This is a genomic window from Citrobacter sp. 21OH12SH02A-Citro (assembly GCF_027919895.1).
Taxonomy (GTDB): domain Bacteria; phylum Pseudomonadota; class Gammaproteobacteria; order Enterobacterales; family Enterobacteriaceae; genus Citrobacter; species Citrobacter braakii.
The window spans coordinates 4,115,918-4,135,529 of the sequence record NZ_CP114801.1 but is presented as its reverse complement, the minus strand read 5'-3'; the positions used below and the strand labels follow the sequence as shown (position 1 = coordinate 4,135,529).

The 19,612-nt window shown below is 53.0% G+C and carries 20 protein-coding genes and 1 other annotated feature; of the genes, 15 read left to right on the top strand and 5 right to left on the bottom strand.

What is annotated here, in order from left to right; translation table 11 throughout:
* Window positions 1-25 precede the first annotated feature (25 nt).
* The gene (trpR, locus tag O6D90_RS19970) at window positions 26-352 is read left to right on the top strand and encodes a trp operon repressor (RefSeq protein WP_019078321.1); all 327 of its coding nucleotides are present in this window, start codon (window positions 26-28) and stop codon (window positions 350-352) included.
* Window positions 353-426: 74 nt separating this feature from the next.
* Here trpR and yjjX read toward each other — a convergent pair whose 3' ends face one another.
* A complete protein-coding gene (gene yjjX, locus O6D90_RS19965) occupies window positions 427-942 on the bottom strand; it encodes an inosine/xanthosine triphosphatase (protein WP_016155638.1) in 516 nt (171 codons plus the stop codon).
* A gap of 52 nt (window positions 943-994) precedes the next feature.
* On the opposite strand from yjjX, the gene gpmB reads away from it, so the two are divergent.
* Window positions 995-1,642 carry a 2,3-diphosphoglycerate-dependent phosphoglycerate mutase GpmB gene (gene gpmB, locus O6D90_RS19960; RefSeq protein WP_016155639.1) on the top strand — a complete coding sequence of 216 codons (648 nt, stop codon included), beginning with the start codon at window positions 995-997 and terminating at the stop codon, window positions 1,640-1,642.
* On the opposite strand, the gene robA is transcribed toward gpmB, so the two are convergent.
* A complete protein-coding gene (gene robA / locus O6D90_RS19955; protein ID WP_003837295.1) occupies window positions 1,639-2,508 on the bottom strand; it encodes an MDR efflux pump AcrAB transcriptional activator RobA in 870 nt (289 codons plus the stop codon). The two genes, gpmB and robA, sit on opposite strands and share 4 nt — an antisense overlap.
* A gap of 211 nt (window positions 2,509-2,719) precedes the next feature.
* Between robA and creA the strand changes: the two genes are divergently transcribed.
* Genes creA through creD form a run of 4 tightly spaced genes read left to right on the top strand, consistent with a single transcriptional unit; the run spans window position 2,720 to window position 6,744 of the window.
* The gene (gene creA, locus O6D90_RS19950) at window positions 2,720-3,193 is read left to right on the top strand and encodes a protein CreA (RefSeq protein WP_016155640.1); all 474 of its coding nucleotides are present in this window, start codon (window positions 2,720-2,722) and stop codon (window positions 3,191-3,193) included.
* A gap of 12 nt (window positions 3,194-3,205) precedes the next feature.
* Window positions 3,206-3,895 carry a two-component system response regulator CreB gene (gene creB / locus O6D90_RS19945; RefSeq protein ID WP_016151622.1) on the top strand — a complete coding sequence of 230 codons (690 nt, stop codon included), beginning with the start codon at window positions 3,206-3,208 and terminating at the stop codon, window positions 3,893-3,895.
* A complete protein-coding gene (gene creC / locus O6D90_RS19940) occupies window positions 3,895-5,319 on the top strand; it encodes a two-component system sensor histidine kinase CreC (protein ID WP_016155641.1) in 1,425 nt (474 codons plus the stop codon). The genes creB and creC overlap by 1 nt, the downstream gene beginning before the upstream one ends.
* 57 nt (window positions 5,320-5,376) lie before the next feature.
* Window positions 5,377-6,744 carry a cell envelope integrity protein CreD gene (gene creD, locus O6D90_RS19935; protein WP_016155642.1) on the top strand — a complete coding sequence of 456 codons (1,368 nt, stop codon included), beginning with the start codon at window positions 5,377-5,379 and terminating at the stop codon, window positions 6,742-6,744.
* Between the two features lie 60 nt (window positions 6,745-6,804).
* On the opposite strand, the gene arcA is transcribed toward creD, so the two are convergent.
* The gene (arcA, locus tag O6D90_RS19930) at window positions 6,805-7,521 is read right to left on the bottom strand and encodes a two-component system response regulator ArcA (RefSeq protein WP_001194359.1); all 717 of its coding nucleotides are present in this window, start codon (window positions 7,519-7,521) and stop codon (window positions 6,805-6,807) included.
* A 95-nt stretch (window positions 7,522-7,616) separates the two neighbouring features.
* Between arcA and yjjY the strand changes: the two genes are divergently transcribed.
* The 6 genes from yjjY (at window position 7,617) to thrC (ending at window position 13,883) form a co-directional block, all read left to right on the top strand.
* The gene (yjjY, locus tag O6D90_RS19925; RefSeq protein WP_042998021.1) at window positions 7,617-7,757 is read left to right on the top strand and encodes a protein YjjY; all 141 of its coding nucleotides are present in this window, start codon (window positions 7,617-7,619) and stop codon (window positions 7,755-7,757) included.
* Window positions 7,758-8,156: 399 nt separating this feature from the next.
* Window positions 8,157-8,843, top strand: a complete 687-nt coding sequence (locus tag O6D90_RS19920) for a tRNA/rRNA methyltransferase (protein ID WP_016155643.1) — start codon at window positions 8,157-8,159, stop codon at window positions 8,841-8,843.
* 206 nt (window positions 8,844-9,049) lie between these two features.
* Window positions 9,050-9,176 (top strand) — a sequence feature (Thr leader region).
* Entirely contained in the window at window positions 9,055-9,120 is a 66-nt protein-coding gene (thrL, locus tag O6D90_RS19915; RefSeq protein WP_032337689.1) for a thr operon leader peptide, read from the top strand. Its footprint overlaps the feature before it by 66 nt.
* Before the next feature lie 23 nt (window positions 9,177-9,199).
* Complete coding sequence (gene thrA, locus O6D90_RS19910; protein ID WP_016155644.1) at window positions 9,200-11,662, top strand: bifunctional aspartate kinase/homoserine dehydrogenase I; 2,463 nt, start codon at window positions 9,200-9,202, stop codon at window positions 11,660-11,662.
* Between the two features lies 1 nt (window position 11,663).
* A complete protein-coding gene (thrB, locus tag O6D90_RS19905; protein WP_016155645.1) occupies window positions 11,664-12,593 on the top strand; it encodes a homoserine kinase in 930 nt (309 codons plus the stop codon).
* A 3-nt stretch (window positions 12,594-12,596) separates the two neighbouring features.
* Window positions 12,597-13,883 (top strand): threonine synthase, encoded by a 1,287-nt coding sequence (gene thrC, locus O6D90_RS19900; protein WP_016155646.1) that lies wholly within the window; start codon window positions 12,597-12,599, stop codon window positions 13,881-13,883.
* Between the two features lie 84 nt (window positions 13,884-13,967).
* Here the strand turns inward: thrC and yaaA are convergent, their stop codons facing one another.
* Together yaaA and O6D90_RS19890 are read right to left on the bottom strand one after the other, a co-directional pair.
* Window positions 13,968-14,741, bottom strand: a complete 774-nt coding sequence (yaaA, locus tag O6D90_RS19895) for a peroxide stress protein YaaA (RefSeq protein ID WP_016155647.1) — start codon at window positions 14,739-14,741, stop codon at window positions 13,968-13,970.
* Window positions 14,742-14,818: 77 nt separating this feature from the next.
* Window positions 14,819-16,249, bottom strand: a complete 1,431-nt coding sequence (locus O6D90_RS19890; RefSeq protein WP_016155648.1) for an alanine/glycine:cation symporter family protein — start codon at window positions 16,247-16,249, stop codon at window positions 14,819-14,821.
* Between the two features lie 274 nt (window positions 16,250-16,523).
* On the opposite strand from O6D90_RS19890, the gene tal reads away from it, so the two are divergent.
* The 3 genes from tal (at window position 16,524) to O6D90_RS19875 (ending at window position 19,607) form a co-directional block, all read left to right on the top strand.
* Window positions 16,524-17,477 carry a transaldolase gene (gene tal / locus O6D90_RS19885; RefSeq protein WP_016151631.1) on the top strand — a complete coding sequence of 318 codons (954 nt, stop codon included), beginning with the start codon at window positions 16,524-16,526 and terminating at the stop codon, window positions 17,475-17,477.
* A gap of 110 nt (window positions 17,478-17,587) precedes the next feature.
* Window positions 17,588-18,175, top strand: a complete 588-nt coding sequence (gene mog, locus O6D90_RS19880) for a molybdopterin adenylyltransferase (protein WP_016155649.1) — start codon at window positions 17,588-17,590, stop codon at window positions 18,173-18,175.
* A gap of 124 nt (window positions 18,176-18,299) precedes the next feature.
* On the top strand, window positions 18,300-19,607 hold the full coding sequence (locus tag O6D90_RS19875; RefSeq protein ID WP_016151633.1) for an MFS transporter: 1,308 nt from the start codon (window positions 18,300-18,302) through the stop codon (window positions 19,605-19,607).
* Window positions 19,608-19,612: the final 5 nt, after the last annotated feature.

Sequence of the window (19,612 nt, the reverse complement as noted above, 5' to 3'; positions counted from 1 at the left end):
CCCCCCGCAACGATGGCGATAACTTATGACTCAGCAATCACCCTATTCGGCAGAGATGGCAGAACAGCGTCACCAGGAGTGGTTACGTTTTGTCGATCTGCTTAAACACGCCTATGAACAAGACTTACACCTGCCCCTGCTCAATTTGATGTTAACGCCGGATGAGCGCGAAGCGCTGGGCACGCGCGTGCGTATCATTGAAGAGCTGCTGCGCGGCGAGATGAGTCAGCGCGAGCTTAAAAACGAGCTCGGGGCGGGGATCGCCACCATTACACGGGGGTCGAACAGCCTCAAATCCGCACCGGTGGATCTGCGTCATTGGCTGGAGCAAGTGCTGCTAAAAAATGCCTGATGGCGCTTCGTTTTCAGGCCTAATTATGTGGCGCGGTTGTGCCGGATAAGGCGAAGCCGCCATCCGGCACAACGCTATAAATACACTGCGTTATGAAACGGGCTGAGCGCCAGAATCACCGCCTGGTGGTATACGCTTGAGCGCGTCAGCTTGCCCGCGGTAAAGACGCCGATTGCGCCCTCTTTACGGCCAATCTCATCAATACCCGTGTAGTCCGACATCACCGGACCGAGCGCTTCGCCCTGACGGACTCTGTCGAGAATGACAGCTGGCAATGGCAGCGTGGCTGAACGGGCTTCGCTGCGCTGGACGCCATTATCAATCACTACCCAACTGAAGGTCGCATCGTCGTCAATTCCCGCTTCAATAGCGACCCAGAAATCAGCCTGCGGGTGCAGACGGCGCGCATTATCAACGCGATTTCGTGCGCCAGTGCGCGTTTCCTGGTTTCCGAAAGGTTGTTCCGGCACGCCACTCTCGACGGCGACGGGTTCAATATGGCAGGATCCTTCCCCGAAAATCTCTTCAAATGCCCGCAGTATTGCCTGAATTTTGGCAGGATTGGTGGTCGCAGAGATAACCTTGTGCATAATTAAGCTCAGTTTGAAAATTCATCGCATCGCAGTATAACGGAAAAAAAGCATGTTACAGGTATACCTTGTTCGCCATGGCGAAACGCAGTGGAACGCCGAGCGACGTATTCAAGGCCAGTCAGACAGCCCACTGACCGCCAAAGGTGAACAGCAAGCCATGCAGGTGGGCGAACGCGCCCGCACGTTTGGTATTACGCATGTCATCAGTAGCGATTTAGGTCGTACACGACGCACCGCAGAAATCATCGCCCAGGCCTGTGGCTGTGATATCACCTATGACGCACGTTTGCGCGAGCTGAATATGGGCGTGCTGGAGCAACGCCATATCGATACGCTGACGTCGGAAGAAGAGGGCTGGCGTCGCCAGTTGGTGAACGGTACGGTGGAGGGGCGTATTCCTGAAGGGGAATCGATGCAGGAACTGAGCGATCGCGTCCACGCGGCGCTGGCATCCTGTCTGGAACTGCCGCCGGGGAGTCGTCCGCTGCTGGTCAGTCACGGTATTGCACTGGGTTGTCTGGTGAGTACGATTCTGGGATTACCGGCATGGGCTGAACGTCGCCTGCGTCTGCGCAACTGTTCTATTTCTCGCGTCGATTACCAGGAAAGTTTGTGGTTGGCGCCGGGATGGGTAGTTGAAACGGCAGGGGACATCTCACATCTGGACGCCCCTGCGTTAGACGAACTGCAGCGCTAGCGGCGAATCGGAATCAGGAATTCGCAGCGCAGGTTGATCGGGCGATCTCCCGCTTTGGCATCTTCTGCCGGGTAGTATCGCTCGATATCCTGCCCTTTACGGCGCGTCAGGTTCAGCATTGGCATGCATGTGCCGTAAACCGTCAGGATAAACTCCTGTACACCGGTCCCCAGCCCTTCATAGGTAAACATCACATACTCGCCGCCTTGTAGCAGGATAGGCTGTGCCGACGGCACATAACCATTGGCCTGTTCCGGCGTCAGTGCTGTGGTGTAAAACACTTCCTGCTCGTCATCTTTTTCAATGCTCGGACGCGTTTCGTTCAGCCCGTACAGCACCGGTGGGATCGCAGGAGCCTGGCTAAGGAAGTCGCGCCAGAACTGAATTCGCATTTCATGACGGAAATCTGAAATCTGCTCCAGCGAGCAGGAATAGCTTTGCGTGGTGCCAAGCAGTTGCGTATCTTCCAGCGTGACAAACTCGTGCGCAGGCATGGCAAATTCACCCAGTCGCATAGGCGGGCGAATACCAAACGCGCTCCATTCCGGCGAACGGCGATACAGCGCAGGCGTCTGGGAAAACTGTTTCTTGAACGCGCGGGTAAAGGTTTGTTGAGAGTCAAAGCGATATTGCAGCGCAATATCCAGAATTGGGCGTGCAGTCAGGCGCAGCGCCACTGCGGATTTCGATAAACGACGGGCGCGGATATAGGCGCCAATAGCATGGCCCGTCACGTCCTTAAACATTCTCTGCAGGTGCCACTTGGAATAGCCTGCTTTTGCCGCCACATTGTCAAGCGACAAAGGCTGATCCAGATGACCTTCCAGCCAGATTAATAGGTCGCGAATAATGCCAGCCTGATCCATAAAATATCCTCATCCTTTCAACAACGAGTACCTGACGTCAGGTATGAGGATAATAGCATTTTTTGCTGTTTTAGCATTCAGTGTTTTTTTTGCTCATAAATGCTTTTTTCGATCATTCGAAAGCGTGATTATTGTAATCCTGTGATCTGTATACGTTTTATCTTAGAATGTCGAATAATTACACAGAGTAACTTTTAAAAATGGTAACAATATGAAATATAAGAGCTTAATCATTTCCTCAATTCTGCTGATGTTGGCGCAGGTTGTCCATGCGGAGCAGATTGGATCTGTCGATACGGTGTTCAAAATGTTTGGGCCGGATCATAAAATTGTGGTCGAAGCGTTTGACGATCCTGATGTTACCAACGTGACCTGCTACGTGAGCCGGGCGAAGACCGGCGGCATCAAAGGTGGGCTGGGGCTGGCGGAAGATACCTCCGATGCCGCCATTTCCTGTCAGCAGGTGGGGCCGGTAGAACTGAGCGACAGAATCAAGAACGGCAAAGCGCAGGGCGAAGTGGTATTTAAAAAACGTACCTCGTTGGTGTTTAAATCCTTACAGGTCGTGCGTTTTTACGACGCGAAACGTAATGCACTGGCCTATCTGGCCTATTCAGATAAAGTGGTCGATGGATCGCCCAAAAATGCCATCAGCGCGGTGCCCATCATGCCGTGGCGGGAATAACAAGGAAGCAAAATGCAACAACCGTTGATCTGGTTGGTTGAGGATGAGCAGGGCATCGCCGATACGCTCATCTACATGCTGCAGCAGGAAGGTTTTAGCGTGGAAGCGTTTGAGCGCGGGTTACCTGCGCTGGAGAAATCTCGCCAGCGTTGTCCTGATGCAATCATTCTGGATGTCGGACTACCGGATATCAGCGGTTTTGAACTGTGTCGACGCCTGCTGGAGCGGCATCCAGCGTTGCCGATCCTGTTTCTGACCGCGCGTAGCGATGAGGTGGATCGCCTACTGGGGCTGGAAATTGGCGCGGATGACTATGTTGCCAAGCCTTTCTCACCGCGCGAGGTGTGCGCCCGCGTGCGTACGCTGCTGCGGCGGGTGCAGAAATTCTCTGCTCCTTCATCGACGACGCGTTGCGGCGATTTTGAACTTAATGAGCTGGCCGCGCAGATTACCTGGTTCGGCAAGCCGTTAAACCTGACGCGCTATGAATTTCTGTTGCTGAAAACGCTGCTGTTGTCGCCGGGGCGCATTTACTCACGCCAGCAGTTGATGGATTTAGTCTGGGCCGATGCACAGGACACCTTTGACAGAACGGTCGATACCCACATTAAAACGCTGCGCGCCAAGCTGCGGGCTATCAACCCTGAGCTTTCCCCCATCAATACGCATCGCGGTATGGGATATAGCCTGAGGAGCGTCTGATGCGCATTGGCATGCGTTTGTTGCTCGGCTATTTTCTGATTGTTGCCGTCGCCGCCTGGTTCGTTTTGTCGATCTTTGTGCAGGAAATTAAACCAGGCGTCCGCCGGGCAACCGAAGGCACTTTGATTGATACCGCCACGCTGCTGGCTGCGCTGGCGCGCGATGACTTGCTCTCTGACTCTCCCGCCAACGGCAAGCTGGCGCAGGCATTTTCGCAACTGCATAACCGCCCATTCAGCGCCAATATCAGCGGCATTAACAAAGTCCGTAATGAATACCATGTCTACATGACGGATGCGCAGGGTAAAGTGTTGTTTGATTCCGCAAACCAGGCTGTCGGTCAGGACTATTCTCGCTGGAACGACGTGTGGTTAACCCTGCGTGGGCAATATGGCGCCCGCAGCACGCCGCAAAACCCGAACGATCCGGAAAGTTCAGTGATGTACGTGGCCGCGCCGATCGTAGACGGCGGACGTATTATCGGAGTGCTTAGCGTCGGTAAACCGAATGCGGCGATGGCGCCGGTGATTAAACGCAGTGAACGGCGGATGCTGTGGGCCAGCGCCGTATTGCTGGGCATTGCCTTAGTGATTGGCATCGGGATGGTATGGTGGATAAACCGCTCCATCGCCCGGCTGGCGCGCTATGCCGACTCCGTTACCGAGAATCGCCCCGTCCCACTGCCTGATTTAGGTAGCAGCGAGCTACGTAAACTGGCGCAGGCGCTGGAAAGTATGCGACTGAAGCTGGAGGGCAAAAACTACATTGAGCAGTATGTTTATGCGTTAACGCATGAACTGAAAAGCCCGCTGGCGGCCATTCGCGGCGCGGCTGAGATTTTGCGCGAAGGTCCGCCGCCGAACGTGGTTGCGCGCTTTACCGATAATATCCTGACGCAAAATGCGCGCATGCAGGCGCTGGTCGAAACCCTGTTACGCCAGGCGCGGCTGGAGAATCGACAGGACATTACGTTGACGCCAGTGGCGGTAGATGCGCTGTTTGCTCAGCTCAAAGAGGCGCGTAGCGTGCAACTGGCGGCAAAAAACATCACGCTTACCATTATGCCTTCATCGCTTAGCGTCGCCGCCGATCCTGCGTTACTGGAGCAGGCATTGGGGAATTTGCTCGACAACGCTATCGACTTCACGCCACAGGACGGGACGATTACGCTGAGCGCGCATCAGCAGGATGAACTGGTCACGTTGCAGATAATCGACAGCGGCAGCGGGATCCCCGACTTCGCGTTGCCGCGTATTTTTGAGCGTTTCTATTCGCTGCCCCGTGAAAATGGGCATAAGAGCAGCGGTTTAGGGCTGGCGTTTGTCAGTGAGGTTGCGCGACTGCACGAGGGGACGGTGACATTGTGTAACCGACCACAAGGCGGCGCACAGGCCTCGTTTACGCTTCACGGTCACTTCACATAACTTCAAATTCTCCGCACATAGCTGTTCTACCTTGCTGATATTGCAAAGGAGAACGCTATGTTTAAATCACCCCTGTTTTGGAAAATAGTCACCTTAGGTGGCGCAATACTGCTGCTGTTAATCCCGCTGACGATGGTCAGGCAGATCATCGTGGAGCGATCGGATTACCGCGATGAAGTCGAAGATGCCATCCGACAGAGCACCAGCGGGCCGCAAAAGATGGTAGGACCGTTGATAGCCATTCCGCTAACGGAGCTTTACACCTCACTGGAGGATGGTAAAGAAATCCAGCGTAAGCGGAGCTATATCCATTTCTGGCTGCCGGAGTCGTTGGTAGTTGAGGGGAATCAGAACGTTGAAGCACGTAAAATCGGTATTTATGAGGGCCAGGTCTGGCACAATGATGTTTCGGTGAAGGCTGAGTTTAACGCTGAACGGTTGAGTGATTTAAATCATCCTAATATCAGCATCGGCAAACCGTTTATTGTGGTTGGCGTGGGGGACGCGCGCGGGATTGGCGTGGTAAAAGCGCCGCAGGTCAATGGAACGTCGCTGGCCGTTGAGCCGGGGACGGGGCTGGATGGACGTGCGCAGGGGATCCACATTCCGCTACCCGATGCGAGCTGGGCTGAGCAAAATCTGAGCATGGCGTTGTCGCTTAATTTGAGCGGAACCGGCGATTTCTCCGTCGTTCCGGTTGGGCGTAACAGTGAAATGACCTTAACCAGCAACTGGCCGCATCCCAACTTTCTTGGGGACTTTCTCCCGGCTAAGCGCGAAATTAGCGAATCAGGATTCAAGGCTCAGTGGCAAAGCAGCTGGTTTGCGAACAACCTCGGCGAGCGCTTTAACGACGAAAAGATTGGTTGGCTGGGCATGCCAGCGTTTAGCGTCGCCGTCGCCACGCCTGCAGATCAGTATCAGTTAACGGACAGGGCGACAAAGTATGCCATCCTGCTGATTGTGCTGACCTTTATGTCTTTCTTCGTCCTTGAAAGTATGACCAATCTGCGCCTGCACCCGATGCAGTATCTGCTGGTTGGGCTATCGCTGGTAATGTTTTATCTGCTGCTGCTGGCACTGTCAGAACACATCGGTTTTACGGCTGCGTGGATAACGGCAAGTCTGGTGGGGGCGTTGATGAACGGTGTGTATCTGCAGGCGATATTGCAGGGCTGGCGGAACAGTATTTTGTTCACCGTGGCGCTGCTGGGGCTGGATGGTGTGATGTGGGTGCTGCTACGTTCACAGGATAGCTCTTTACTGCTGGGAACCGGCGTGCTGTTGTTCGCGCTTTGTGGGGTCATGTTCCTGACGCGTCATCTTGACTGGCACTCGCTGGCACAGCCAAAAACAAAGCCAAAATCTACAGAACTTCCAGAACTTCAGCCTGCGCAGAGCGACGAATTTCGCTTGTGGAAATAGGGGAGTAGGGAAATGAAAAACGGCGCATAAAGCGCCGTTTTTATACCAGTGAGGATTGAATTAATCCTGCAGGTCGCCGCAGAAACGGTAGCCTTCACCGTGAATGGTGGCGATGATTTCTGGCGTATCCGGCGTTGATTCGAAATGCTTACGAATGCGGCGGATCGTCACGTCAACGGTACGGTCATGCGGCTTCAGTTCGCGACCGGTCATTTTTTTCAACAGTTCTGCGCGAGACTGGATTTTGCCCGGATTCTCACAGAAGTGAAGCATGGCGCGGAATTCGCTGCGTGGCAGTTTATACTGCTCACCGTCAGGACCAATCAGAGAGCGGCTGTTGATGTCCAGCTCCCAGCCATTGAACTTATAGCTTTCGACGCTACGGCGTTCTTCGCTGACAGTACCCAGGTTCATGGTACGGGACAGCAGGTTACGAGCACGGATAGTCAGTTCGCGCGGGTTAAACGGCTTGGTGATGTAATCGTCTGCGCCGATTTCGAGGCCGAGAATTTTATCGACTTCGTTATCACGGCCCGTCAGGAACATCAGCGCAACGTTAGCTTGTTCGCGAAGTTCGCGCGCTAACAGCAGGCCATTTTTCCCAGGCAGATTGATATCCATAATCACAAGGTTGATATCATATTCAGAGAGAATCTGATGCATTTCCGCGCCATCTGTCGCTTCGAATACATCATAGCCTTCTGCTTCGAAAATGCTTTTCAACGTGTTGCGTGTTACTAACTCGTCTTCAACGATAAGAATGTGCGGGGTCTGCATGTTTGCTACCTAAATTGCCAACTAAATCGAAACAGGAAGTACAAAAGTCCCTGACCTGCCTGATGCATGCCGTAAATTAACATGATCGGCGTAACATGACTAAAGTACGTAATTGCGTTCTTGATGCACTTTCCATCAACGTCAACAACATCATTAGCTTGGTCGTGGGTAGTTTCCCTCTGGACCCGACAGTGTCAAAAACGGCTGTCATCCTAACCATTTTAACAGCAACATAACAGGCTAAGACATGCCGGACACCCAATAAAACTACGCTTCGTTGACATATATCAAGTTCAATTGTAGCACGTTAACAGTTTGATGAAATCAACGTATCCAAATGTTTGCTTTCATCACAAAATTGCAATATTACAACTAGTTGCACGAGCAAATTAATAAATGTAATGAATCCAACCAGTGCGATCCATTTTAAATTAAATTATCATGGATAAACAGAGGGATATGCAACTTTTGTTAACATAAAAAGCAATAGTACACCCGGGAAATAGTTTAGCATTTTTTAATGGATGCGAAATGCTTTTTCAGTGATTTCTGTTAAAAATATGTAAATTCGCACTGCGTAATATGTTGAAGCACGTCACATTTTTCCTTGCAGACTGGCCAAAAAGAGTATCGAAATGCGTTTAACAATTATTCTGGTTGCCCCCGCCAGAGCGGAAAATATTGGTGCGGCTGCCCGCGCTATGAAGACCATGGGGTTCACCCAATTACGCATCGTTGACAGCGAAGCCCACCTGGAACCCGCCACGCGATGGGTCGCGCATGGTTCTGGCGATATTATTGATAATATTAGCGTTTTTTCAACGTTGGCGGAGGCGCTGCATGACGTAGATTTTACCGTCGCGACCACTGCGCGTAGTCGGGCGAAGTTCCATTACTACGCTACGCCGGTCGAACTGGTTCCTCTGCTGCAGGAAAAATCAACGTGGATGGATCACGCCGCGCTGGTTTTTGGTCGTGAAGATTCAGGGCTGACCAACGAAGAATTGGCCCTGGCGGATGTACTCACCGGTGTACCTATGGTGGCTGACTATCCTTCACTCAATTTGGGGCAGGCGGTGATGGTGTATTGCTATCAATTAGCAGGTTTAATACAACAACCCGTCAAAAACATTGAGGTGACGGATGAGCTTCAGCTACAGGCATTGCGCGCGCGCGTTTTGCGTTTATTAGCCACGCTGAATGTTTCTGACGACATCAAGTTGACGGACTGGCTGCAACAGCGAATGGGTCTGTTAGGGCAGCGAGATACGGCAATGTTGCACCGTTTTTTACATGATATAGAAAAAAGCATCACAAAATAAAATATCGACCTGCATTTGTTTTGTGGTGTTTTGCTCTGGATTCAAGTAGGGGTAACATACTGTATTGGTCGAAACTAAAAGGGCAAGCAGTCGCTCGTGAACAAGTTTCGGAATGTGACCAATTTAAAAATTTATTGACTTAGGTCAGCAGATACTTTAACCCTAAAAGAATACAGGACAGATAATAAATAATTACAGAGCACACAACATCATGAAACGCATCAGCATCACCATTACCACAACCATCACCATTACCACAGGTAACGGTGCGGGCTGACGCGTACAGGAAACACAAGAAAAAGCCCGCACCTAAACAGTGCGGGCTTTTTTTTCGACCAAAGGCAATGAGGTAAACCATGCGAGTGTTGAAGTTCGGCGGTACATCAGTGGCAAATGCAGAGCGCTTTCTGCGGGTTGCCGATATTCTGGAAAGCAATGCCAGACAGGGGCAGGTCGCGACCGTTCTTTCTGCCCCCGCAAAAATTACCAACCATCTGGTGGCGATGATTGAGAAGACCATCGGTGGTCAGGATGCTTTAGCCAATATCAGCGACGCCGAACGCATTTTCTCTGAGCTGTTGGTGGGTCTTGCCGCCGCGCAACCGGGTTTCCCGCAGGCTCCGCTCAAAGCCTTTGTTGAACAAGAGTTTGCACAGATTAAGCACGTCCTGCACGGTATCAGCCTGCTGGGTCAGTGCCCGGACAGCATCAATGCTGCGCTTATTTGCCGTGGTGAAAAAATGTCGATCGCCATCATGGCTGGCCTGCTGGAAGCGCGCGGGCACAACGTGACGGTCATCGACCCGGTAGAGAAATTGCTGGCGGTAGGCAATTACCTCGAATCTACCGTTGATATTGCCGAATCTACGCGCCGCATTGCCGCCAGCCGTATTCCTGCGGACCATATGGTTCTGATGGCAGGATTTACCGCCGGGAATGAGAAAGGAGAGTTAGTGGTGCTGGGGCGTAATGGCTCTGACTACTCTGCCGCCGTACTGGCCGCCTGTTTGCGCGCCGATTGTTGTGAGATCTGGACCGATGTCGATGGCGTATATACCTGCGATCCGCGCCAGGTACCCGACGCCCGACTGCTGAAGTCGATGTCTTATCAGGAAGCGATGGAGCTTTCTTACTTCGGCGCTAAAGTGCTGCACCCGCGCACCATTACCCCTATTGCCCAGTTCCAGATCCCGTGCCTGATTAAAAATACCGGCAATCCACAAGCGCCCGGCACGCTTATCGGTGCCAGCAGTGATGATGACGATTTGCCGGTAAAAGGGATTTCTAACCTCAATAACATGGCGATGTTTAGCGTCTCCGGCCCTGGGATGAAAGGCATGGTGGGGATGGCGGCGCGTGTTTTTGCCGTGATGTCGCGCGCAGGCATCTCGGTGGTGCTGATCACCCAATCCTCTTCTGAATACAGCATCAGCTTCTGCGTCCCGCAGGGCGACTGCGCGCGTGCGCAACGCGCCATGCAGGATGAATTCTATCTCGAACTGAAAGAAGGCTTGCTGGAGCCGCTGGCGGTGACTGAACGTCTGGCGATCATCTCGGTTGTTGGCGATGGTATGCGCACGTTGCGTGGCATCTCGGCGAAATTTTTTGCCGCGCTGGCTCGTGCGAACATTAATATCGTGGCAATCGCCCAGGGCTCGTCTGAGCGTTCCATTTCGGTAGTGGTGAATAACGACGACGCGACCACTGGCGTGCGTGTGACCCATCAGATGCTGTTCAACACCGATCAGGTGATTGAAGTATTTGTCATTGGTGTTGGCGGCGTGGGCGGTGCGCTGCTGGAGCAGCTTAAACGTCAGCAAACCTGGCTTAAAAAGAAGCATATCGATCTGCGCGTGTGCGGTGTGGCGAACTCGAAGGCCCTGCTGACCAACGTCCATGGTCTGAATCTGGAAAACTGGCAGTCGGAGTTGGAAAGCGCGAAAGAGCCTTTCAACCTGGGGCGCTTAATTCGTCTGGTGAAAGAATATCATCTGCTCAATCCGGTGATTGTCGACTGTACGTCAAGTCAGGCGGTTGCGGATCAGTATGCGGATTTCCTGCGCGAAGGCTTCCATGTGGTTACGCCGAACAAAAAGGCCAACACGTCGTCGATGGATTACTACCATCAACTGCGTTTTGCTGCGGCGAAGTCTCGTCGTAAATTCCTGTACGACACCAACGTAGGCGCGGGCTTGCCGGTAATTGAGAACCTGCAAAATCTGCTCAGCGCGGGCGATGAACTGCAACGTTTCTCCGGCATTCTTTCTGGTTCGCTGTCGTTTATTTTCGGCAAGCTGGATGAAGGCATGAGCTTCTCCGAGGCCACCACCATGGCGCGTGAGCTGGGCTATACCGAACCCGATCCGCGTGACGATCTATCCGGTACGGACGTGGCGCGTAAGCTGTTGATCCTGGCCCGTGAAACCGGTCGTGAGCTGGAGCTTTCTGACATTGTTATTGAGCCGGTCCTGCCAAAAGAGTTTGATGATTCCGGTGATGTTTCCGCGTTTATGGCTAAATTGTCGCAGCTGGATGACGCCTTTGCCGCGCGTGTGGCGAAAGCCCGTGATGAGGGGAAAGTATTACGCTATGTTGGCAATATTGAAGAGGATGGCGTCTGTCGCGTAAAAATAGAAGCAGTAGACGGCAACGATCCGCTGTTCAAAGTGAAAAACGGTGAAAACGCGTTGGCGTTTTACAGCCACTATTATCAGCCGCTACCGTTGGTTCTGCGCGGATACGGCGCGGGTAACGACGTGACGGCGGCGGGCGTATTTGCCGACCTGCTACGCACCCTTTCATGGAAGTTAGGAGTCTGACATGGTGAGAGTTTATGCCCCGGCTTCCAGCGCCAATATGAGCGTCGGGTTTGATGTGCTCGGAGCAGCGGTAACTCCGGTGGACGGTTCGCTGTTAGGCGATGTGGTATCCGTTGAGGCGGCTGACCATTTCAGCCTTAACAACCTTGGTCGCTTTGCCAATAAGCTGCCGCCTGAGCCGCGAGAAAATATTGTCTACCAGTGCTGGGAGCGATTCTGTCAGGAGCTGGGTAAAAGCGTTCCGGTGGCGATGACGCTGGAAAAAAATATGCCGATTGGCTCCGGGTTAGGCTCCAGCGCTTGTTCCGTTGTAGCGGCGCTGGTCGCCATGAACGAGCATTGCGGTAAACCGCTCAACGATACGCGCCTGTTGGCGATAATGGGTGAGCTGGAAGGGCGTATCTCCGGCAGTATTCATTACGATAACGTCGCCCCGTGCTTTTTAGGCGGTATGCAGTTAATGATCGAAGAAAACGGCATTATCAGCCAGCAGGTGCCAGGCTTTGATGAGTGGCTGTGGGTCCTCGCGTATCCGGGGATTAAAGTGTCGACGGCAGAAGCGCGGGCGATTTTACCTGCGCAGTATCGCCGTCAGGACTGTATCGCCCACGGGCGGCATCTGGCTGGGTTTATCCATGCCTGCTATTCCCGTCAGCCAGGGCTTGCCGCGAAGCTGATGAAAGATGTCATTGCTGAGCCATACCGTACCCGCCTGCTGCCAGGCTTTAGCCAGGCGCGTCAGGCGGTAGCGGAAATCGGGGCGCTGGCCAGCGGCATCTCCGGTTCGGGGCCGACGCTGTTCGCTTTGTGCGACAAGCCGGATACGGCGCAGCGTGTAGCAGACTGGCTGGGTAAAAATTATCTGCAAAATCAGGAAGGCTTTGTTCATATTTGCCGGTTGGACACGGCGGGCGCACGGGTACTGGGATAATCAATGAAACTGTATAATCTGAAAGATCATAACGAACAGGTCAGCTTTGCACAGGCCGTCACGCAAGGGCTTGGCAAGAATCAGGGATTGTTTTTTCCGCACGATTTGCCGGAATTCAATCTGTCAGAAGTCGATGAGATGTTGAACCAGGATTTCGTTAGCCGCAGCGCGAAGATCCTTTCCGCATTTATCGGTGATGAAATCCCACAGGAGATTCTGGAACAGCGCGTGCGTGCGGCGTTTGCCTTCCCGGCGCCGGTTGCTCAGGTTGCCACGGATATCGGCTGTCTGGAGCTGTTCCACGGCCCAACGCTTGCATTTAAAGACTTTGGCGGGCGCTTTATGGCGCAGATGCTGACGCATATCAGCGGCGACAAACCGGTCACCATTCTGACGGCGACCTCTGGAGACACTGGTGCGGCAGTCGCACATGCCTTTTATGGCCTGAAAAATGTGCGCGTGGTGATCCTTTATCCGAACGGCAAGATTAGCCCATTACAGGAAAAACTGTTCTGTACACTGGGTGGCAATATTGAAACCGTGGCGATTGATGGCGATTTTGATGCCTGTCAGGCGCTGGTGAAACAGGCGTTTGATGACGAAGAGCTGAAGGTAGCTTTGGGGCTGAATTCGGCTAACTCAATCAACATTAGCCGTCTGCTGGCGCAAATCTGTTACTACTTTGAGGCCGTGGCTCAACTGCCGCAAGAGGCGCGTAATCAGCTGGTTATTTCCGTTCCCAGCGGCAACTTTGGCGATCTGACTGCCGGGCTGCTGGCAAAATCACTGGGCTTGCCGGTGAAGCGTTTTATCGCGGCGACCAACGTCAACGATACGGTTCCACGCTTTCTTGCACAAGGTGAGTGGGCGCCGAAAGCGACTCAGGCGACGTTGTCGAATGCGATGGATGTCAGCCAGCCAAATAACTGGCCGCGGGTGGAAGAACTGTTCCGCCGTAAAATCTGGCGTCTGAATGAGCTGGGTTATGCCGCTGTTGACGATGCCACTACTCAGGACACGATGCGTGAGCTGCATGAGATGGGGTACACCTCAGAACCGCATGCGGCGGTGGCTTACCGTGCGCTGCGTGACCAACTGAACCCTGGCGAGTACGGCCTGTTCCTCGGCACTGCGCATCCGGCCAAGTTTAAAGAAAGCGTTGAAGAGATTCTTGACCTGACGCTGGCTCTGCCAAAAGCGCTGGCGGAACGCGCGGACCTGCCGCTGCTTTCTCATCACCTGCCTGCTGATTTTGCTGAATTGCGCAAGCTGATGATGACCCGCGGTTAACGGTTGTGCCCGCTGGCGCTTTGCTTAGCGGGCCTACAAAACCTGTCGGCCGGATGGGGCGTTCGCCGCCATCCGGCCTTTTTACTACTGCTCCTGGCGCTTAAACACCAGTTCGCCATTTCCTGACGCTTCTTCATCAAAGAAATAGCCTTCGCTGTTAAAGGCGGTCAGCTGTTCTGGCTGCGTTAAGCGGTTCTCAATAATGTAGCGACTCATCAGGCCGCGCGCTTTTTTTGCATAGAAGCTGATGACTTTGAACTTACCGTTCTTCTCGTCGAGGAAGACCGGTTTGATAAGCTCCGCATTGAGCTTTTTCGGCTTCACGGATTTAAAATACTCATCCGAGGCGAGGTTAATCACTACGCTGTCGCCTTGCGCTTCCAGCGCTTCGTTAAGTTTATCGGTGATGGTATCTCCCCAGAACTGGTAGAGATCTTTACCTTTCGCATTGGCCAGACGAATACCCATCTCCAGACGGTAAGGCTGCATCAAATCCAGCGGACGCAAAACGCCGTACAGCCCGGACAACATCCGTAAGTGTTGCTGAGCGAAGTCGAAATCCGCTTCGCTGAAGGTTTCAGCCTGCAGTCCGGTATATACGTCGCCTTTAAACGCCAGAATGGCCTGGCGCGCGTTTTCCGGCGTGAAATCAGGCTGCCAGTCATGGAAACGCGTGGCGTTCAGATCCGCCAGCTTGTCGCTAATTCCCATCAGCTTGCCAATTTGCGGAGCAGAGAGTTGGCGCGCCACGTGAATAAGCTGCTGAGAGTGATCCAGCAGTTCGGGCAATGTATGACGTGTCGTTGCCAGCGGACTTTGGTAGTCGAGCGTTTTTGCAGGTGAAATCAGAATCAGCATATCCAGTCCTTGCAGGAAATTTACTGCGACTTTAGCAAAAAAAACGACAGAATTGATCGATGGTTGCGATTGCCGCGCTATCCGCGCGGCGTCTCATCCCAGCTTTCGGGCGCAAGTTGTTGTCTGATATCAGGATAACGGCGCGGATCGAATTCTGGGCGCACCCCGAGTTTGCGTTGGCGTAGATAGTCGCAGGCGATAGTCTGCACAACCGGTGAAAGCAGCAGAATCGCCGTCAGGTTAGTGATGGCCATACACGCCATAATGATGTCCGCCAACTGCCAGATCAGCGGAACGCTGACTAACGTTCCGCCGATAACGGTGCTAACGGTGGCGATCCGTAATAGCCAGATGACGCGGATATTGTCCAGCTTCAGGAAAACGAGGTTGTTTTCCGCATAGATGTAGTTGGCCACGATAGAGCTAAAGGCAAACAGAATCACAATTAACGCCACGAATCCGGCACCCCATTCTCCCGTCACTGAAACCATCGCTTTCTGAAGTAACTGGATGCCTTCCATCGGTACATAGCTGGCGTCATTACCCGCCAACAGAACAATCATCGCGCTGGCCGTACAGAGAATCAGCGTATCAACTAATACTCCGATCATTTGCACAATGCCTTGTGCCGCAGGATGCGGAGGCCAGGATGCTGCTGACGCGGCCGCGTTCGGAGTTGATCCCATTCCGGCCTCATTAGAAAACATACCGCGTTGAAAGCCGCTGGCAATGGCCTGGCTTAGTGTATACCCGGCGGCACCGGCTGCGGCTTCCTGCCAGCCAAAGGCACTTTTTATAATGGTCATGATAATGCCGGGGAGCTGCCCGAAATGCCAAAGACAGATGACGATGCTGCAACCGACCCACAACAGCGCCATCATCGGAACGAACCATTGCATCAGGCGGGCAACGCCTTTAATGCCGCCAATGATTGCCAATAATGACACTATTGCCAGTGCGATACCGGTAAAGAGGGGAGGGATATCAAAAGCAAAGGTCAGCGCATGAGAGACCGAATTAGCCTGAACGCTGTTAAAAATCAGACCATAAGCAATGAGTAAAAAGATGGCAAAAAGAACGCCCATCCAGCGCATGCCCAGCCCACGCTCCATATACCACGCAGGACCGCCGCGAAACTGTCCCTTGCTGTCGCGCTCTTTATACAGTTGGGCAAGAGAGCTCTCGGCAAATGACGTCGCCATACCAATGATCGCCGAGACCCACATCCAGAACACGGCTCCCGCGCCGCCAGCGGCAATCGCCAACGCCACGCCCGCCAGATTTCCGCTACCGATACGTGCGGCAAGACTGGTGCATAAAGCCTGAAAGGAAGTTAAACCGCCCGGCTGCGGGCTGATGCTGTTTTTAAGACTTTTGCCAAACTGACGAATATAGCGAAACTGAATAAACCCTGTACGCCAGGTGAACCAACATCCTGCGCCAAGCAGGAGGTAGATCATCACCGATCCCCAGAGTATTTCATTAATAAATGAGAAAAAATCAGGCATTAACATCCCTCTTGTTGATGCCGGTAAGCGCGAATATTCCCATGTAAGCGCTACCAATAATCGACCAGTATATACCTTATAGGGTGATTGATTGCGGGAGTTTATCATAACAATCGTTATATCCCTTAATTGCGCATCACAGGCTTGGCGATGCGTAATCAGGGCTGAGCGGCTGGTCGGACAATCCAGGCGGTTGCGCTGAGAGTGCGTCGTGCTATCATCAGGGAAGATCGGTTACATCCCCCTAACAAGCTGTTTAAAGAGAATCGCTATCATGACGGACAAATTGACCTCCCTTCGTCAGTTCACCACAGTAGTGGCCGACACCGGAGACATCGCGGCAATGAAGCTGTATCAGCCTCAGGATGCCACAACTAACCCTTCTCTCATTCTTAACGCAGCGCAGATCCCGGAATACCGCAAGCTGATTGATGACGCTGTAGCCTGGGCTAAGCAGCAGAGCAACGACCGTGCGCAGCAGGTCGTCGACGCGACCGACAAGCTGGCAGTAAATATCGGTCTGGAGATCCTGAAACTGGTCCCAGGTCGTATCTCCACTGAAGTTGACGCTCGTCTGTCCTACGACACCGACGCGTCCATCGCTAAAGCAAAACGCCTGATCAAAATGTACAACGATGCTGGCATCAGCAACGATCGCATCCTGATTAAACTGGCTTCAACCTGGCAGGGCATCCGTGCCGCTGAGCAGCTGGAAAAAGAAGGCATCAACTGTAACCTGACTCTGCTGTTCTCCTTCGCGCAGGCACGTGCATGTGCAGAAGCTGGCGTATATCTGATTTCTCCGTTCGTTGGCCGTATTCTTGACTGGTACAAAGCCAATACCGACAAGAAAGAGTATGCACCGGCAGAAGATCCGGGTGTGGTTTCCGTAACGGAAATCTACGAGTACTACAAACAGCACGGTTACGAAACCGTAGTTATGGGTGCGAGCTTCCGTAACATCGGCGAAATCATTGAGCTGGCAGGCTGCGATCGTCTGACGATTGCTCCGGCACTGCTGAAAGAACTGGCGGAAAGCGAAGGTGCTATCGAACGTAAACTGTCTTTCTCCGGCGAAGTGAAAGCGCGCCCTGCACGCATCACCGAAGCTGAGTTCCTGTGGCAGCATAACCAGGATCCGATGGCTGTAGACAAACTGGCGGACGGTATCCGTAAGTTTGCTGTAGACCAGGGTAAACTGGAAAAAATGATCGGCGATCTGCTGTAATCATTAGTGCGTGGCCCTGATATGGGTCACGCTACCTCTTCTGAAACCTGTCTGTCCTTCCCTTCGCAGTGTATCATTCTGTTTAACGAGACTGTTTAAACGGAATAATCATGAATACTTTACGCATTGGCCTGGTTTCCATTTCTGACCGTGCTTCCAGCGGCGTTTACCAGGATAAAGGTATCCCGGCCCTTGAAGAGTGGCTGGCGTCAGCCCTTACCACCCCTTTTGAGCTGCAAACGCGATTGATCCCGGATGAACAGGCGATCATCGAACAGACCTTATGCGAGCTGGTAGACGAAATGAGTTGTCATCTGGTGCTGACTACCGGCGGAACGGGTCCGGCCCGTCGTGACGTAACGCCTGATGCAACGCTTGCCGTAGCCGACCGTCAGATGCCGGGCTTTGGTGAACAGATGCGCCAGATAAGCCTGCACTTTGTGCCAACGGCGATTCTTTCCCGTCAGGTTGGCGTGATTCGCAAGCAGGCGTTGATCCTGAATCTGCCTGGGCAGCCAAAATCGATCAAAGAGACGCTGGAAGGCGTGAAAGATGCCGACGGTAAGGTTATCGTGCCGGGTATTTTTGCAAGTGTACCGTATTGTATACAGCTATTAGATGGGCCGTATGTGGAAACCGCACCGACTGTTGTAGCATCTTTTCGTCCTAAAAGCGCAATACGCGATACAAAAGCCTGAAAGTAGCCCGATCGTGACATAAGTGCCAATGACAGTGGAGTATTGAATTGTTTACGATATAGTAATTTTTGCTTTACATATATCAACAAACAGATTCAATTACTTCACTGACTCATGGTTTGCTATGTCACAACACACTCGACCGCTGAATCGCCAGGATTATAAAACCCTTACGCTTGCTGCCCTTGGTGGTGCGCTTGAGTTTTATGATTTCATTATCTTTGTCTTCTTTGCCGCTGTTGTTGGCGAGCTCTTCTTCCCCGCAGACATCCCTGAATGGCTACGTCAGGTGCAAACCTTCGGCATTTTTGCCGCCGGATATCTGGCGCGTCCGCTGGGGGGCATCATCATGGCGCACTTTGGCGATCTGGTCGGGCGCAAGAAAATGTTCACCCTGAGCATTTTGCTGATGGCGATACCGACGCTGGCGATTGGTCTGTTGCCTACCTACGCCTCAATGGGGATCCTCGCGCCGCTGCTGTTGCTGTTGATGCGTATTTTGCAAGGCGCTGCCATCGGCGGAGAAGTTCCGGGCGCGTGGGTGTTCGTGGCGGAGCATGTACCGGAGCGTCGCATCGGCATTGCCTGCGGAACGCTGACTGCCGGCCTGACGGTGGGAATTCTGCTGGGGTCAGTTGTTGCGACGCTGGTGAACACCAGCCTGACGCAGCAGGCGGTGCATGATTACGGCTGGCGTATTCCTTTCCTGCTGGGGGGCGTGTTTGGGCTGGTGGCGATGTACCTGCGTCGCTGGCTGCAGGAGACGCCCATATTTCTCGAAATGCAGCAACGTAAAGCGTTGGCGCAAGAGCTACCGGTGAAGTCAGTGGTGAGCAAACATAAAAAAGCGGTGGTTATTTCAATGCTGCTGACCTGGCTGCTTTCAGCCGGGATTGTGGTGGTGATCCTGATGTCACCAGTCTGGTTGCAGAAGCAGTATGGCTTTGCGCCGGCGCTAACGTTGCAAGCCAATAGTGTCGCTACCATTATGCTGTGCGTCGGTTGTCTGCTGGCCGGGTTTATTGTCGACCGGGTCGGCGCCAGCAAAACCTTTATTGTCGGCAGCCTGCTGCTGGCCTGTTCAAGCTGGTTTTTCTATCACCTGACCGGCAGCCATCCCCAGCATTTGTTCCTGTTATACGGGCTGGTAGGGTTATGCGTTGGCGTGGTGGGGGCTGTGCCTTATGTGATGGTGCGGGCGTTTCCGGCGGAAGTCCGCTTTACCGGAATATCCTTTTCTTACAACGTGTCGTACGCCATTTTTGGTGGTCTGACGCCAATCGCCGTCACGATGTTAATGAGCGTGTCGCCAATGGCTCCGGCCTGGTATGTGCTGGCGTTATCGCTGGTAGGGCTAGGTTTGGGGATTTGGCTGCGACAGGATCTTTATCATCGCGATTCGAGCGTACAGGCAGAGTTACAGCGCTTGTAAGGAAT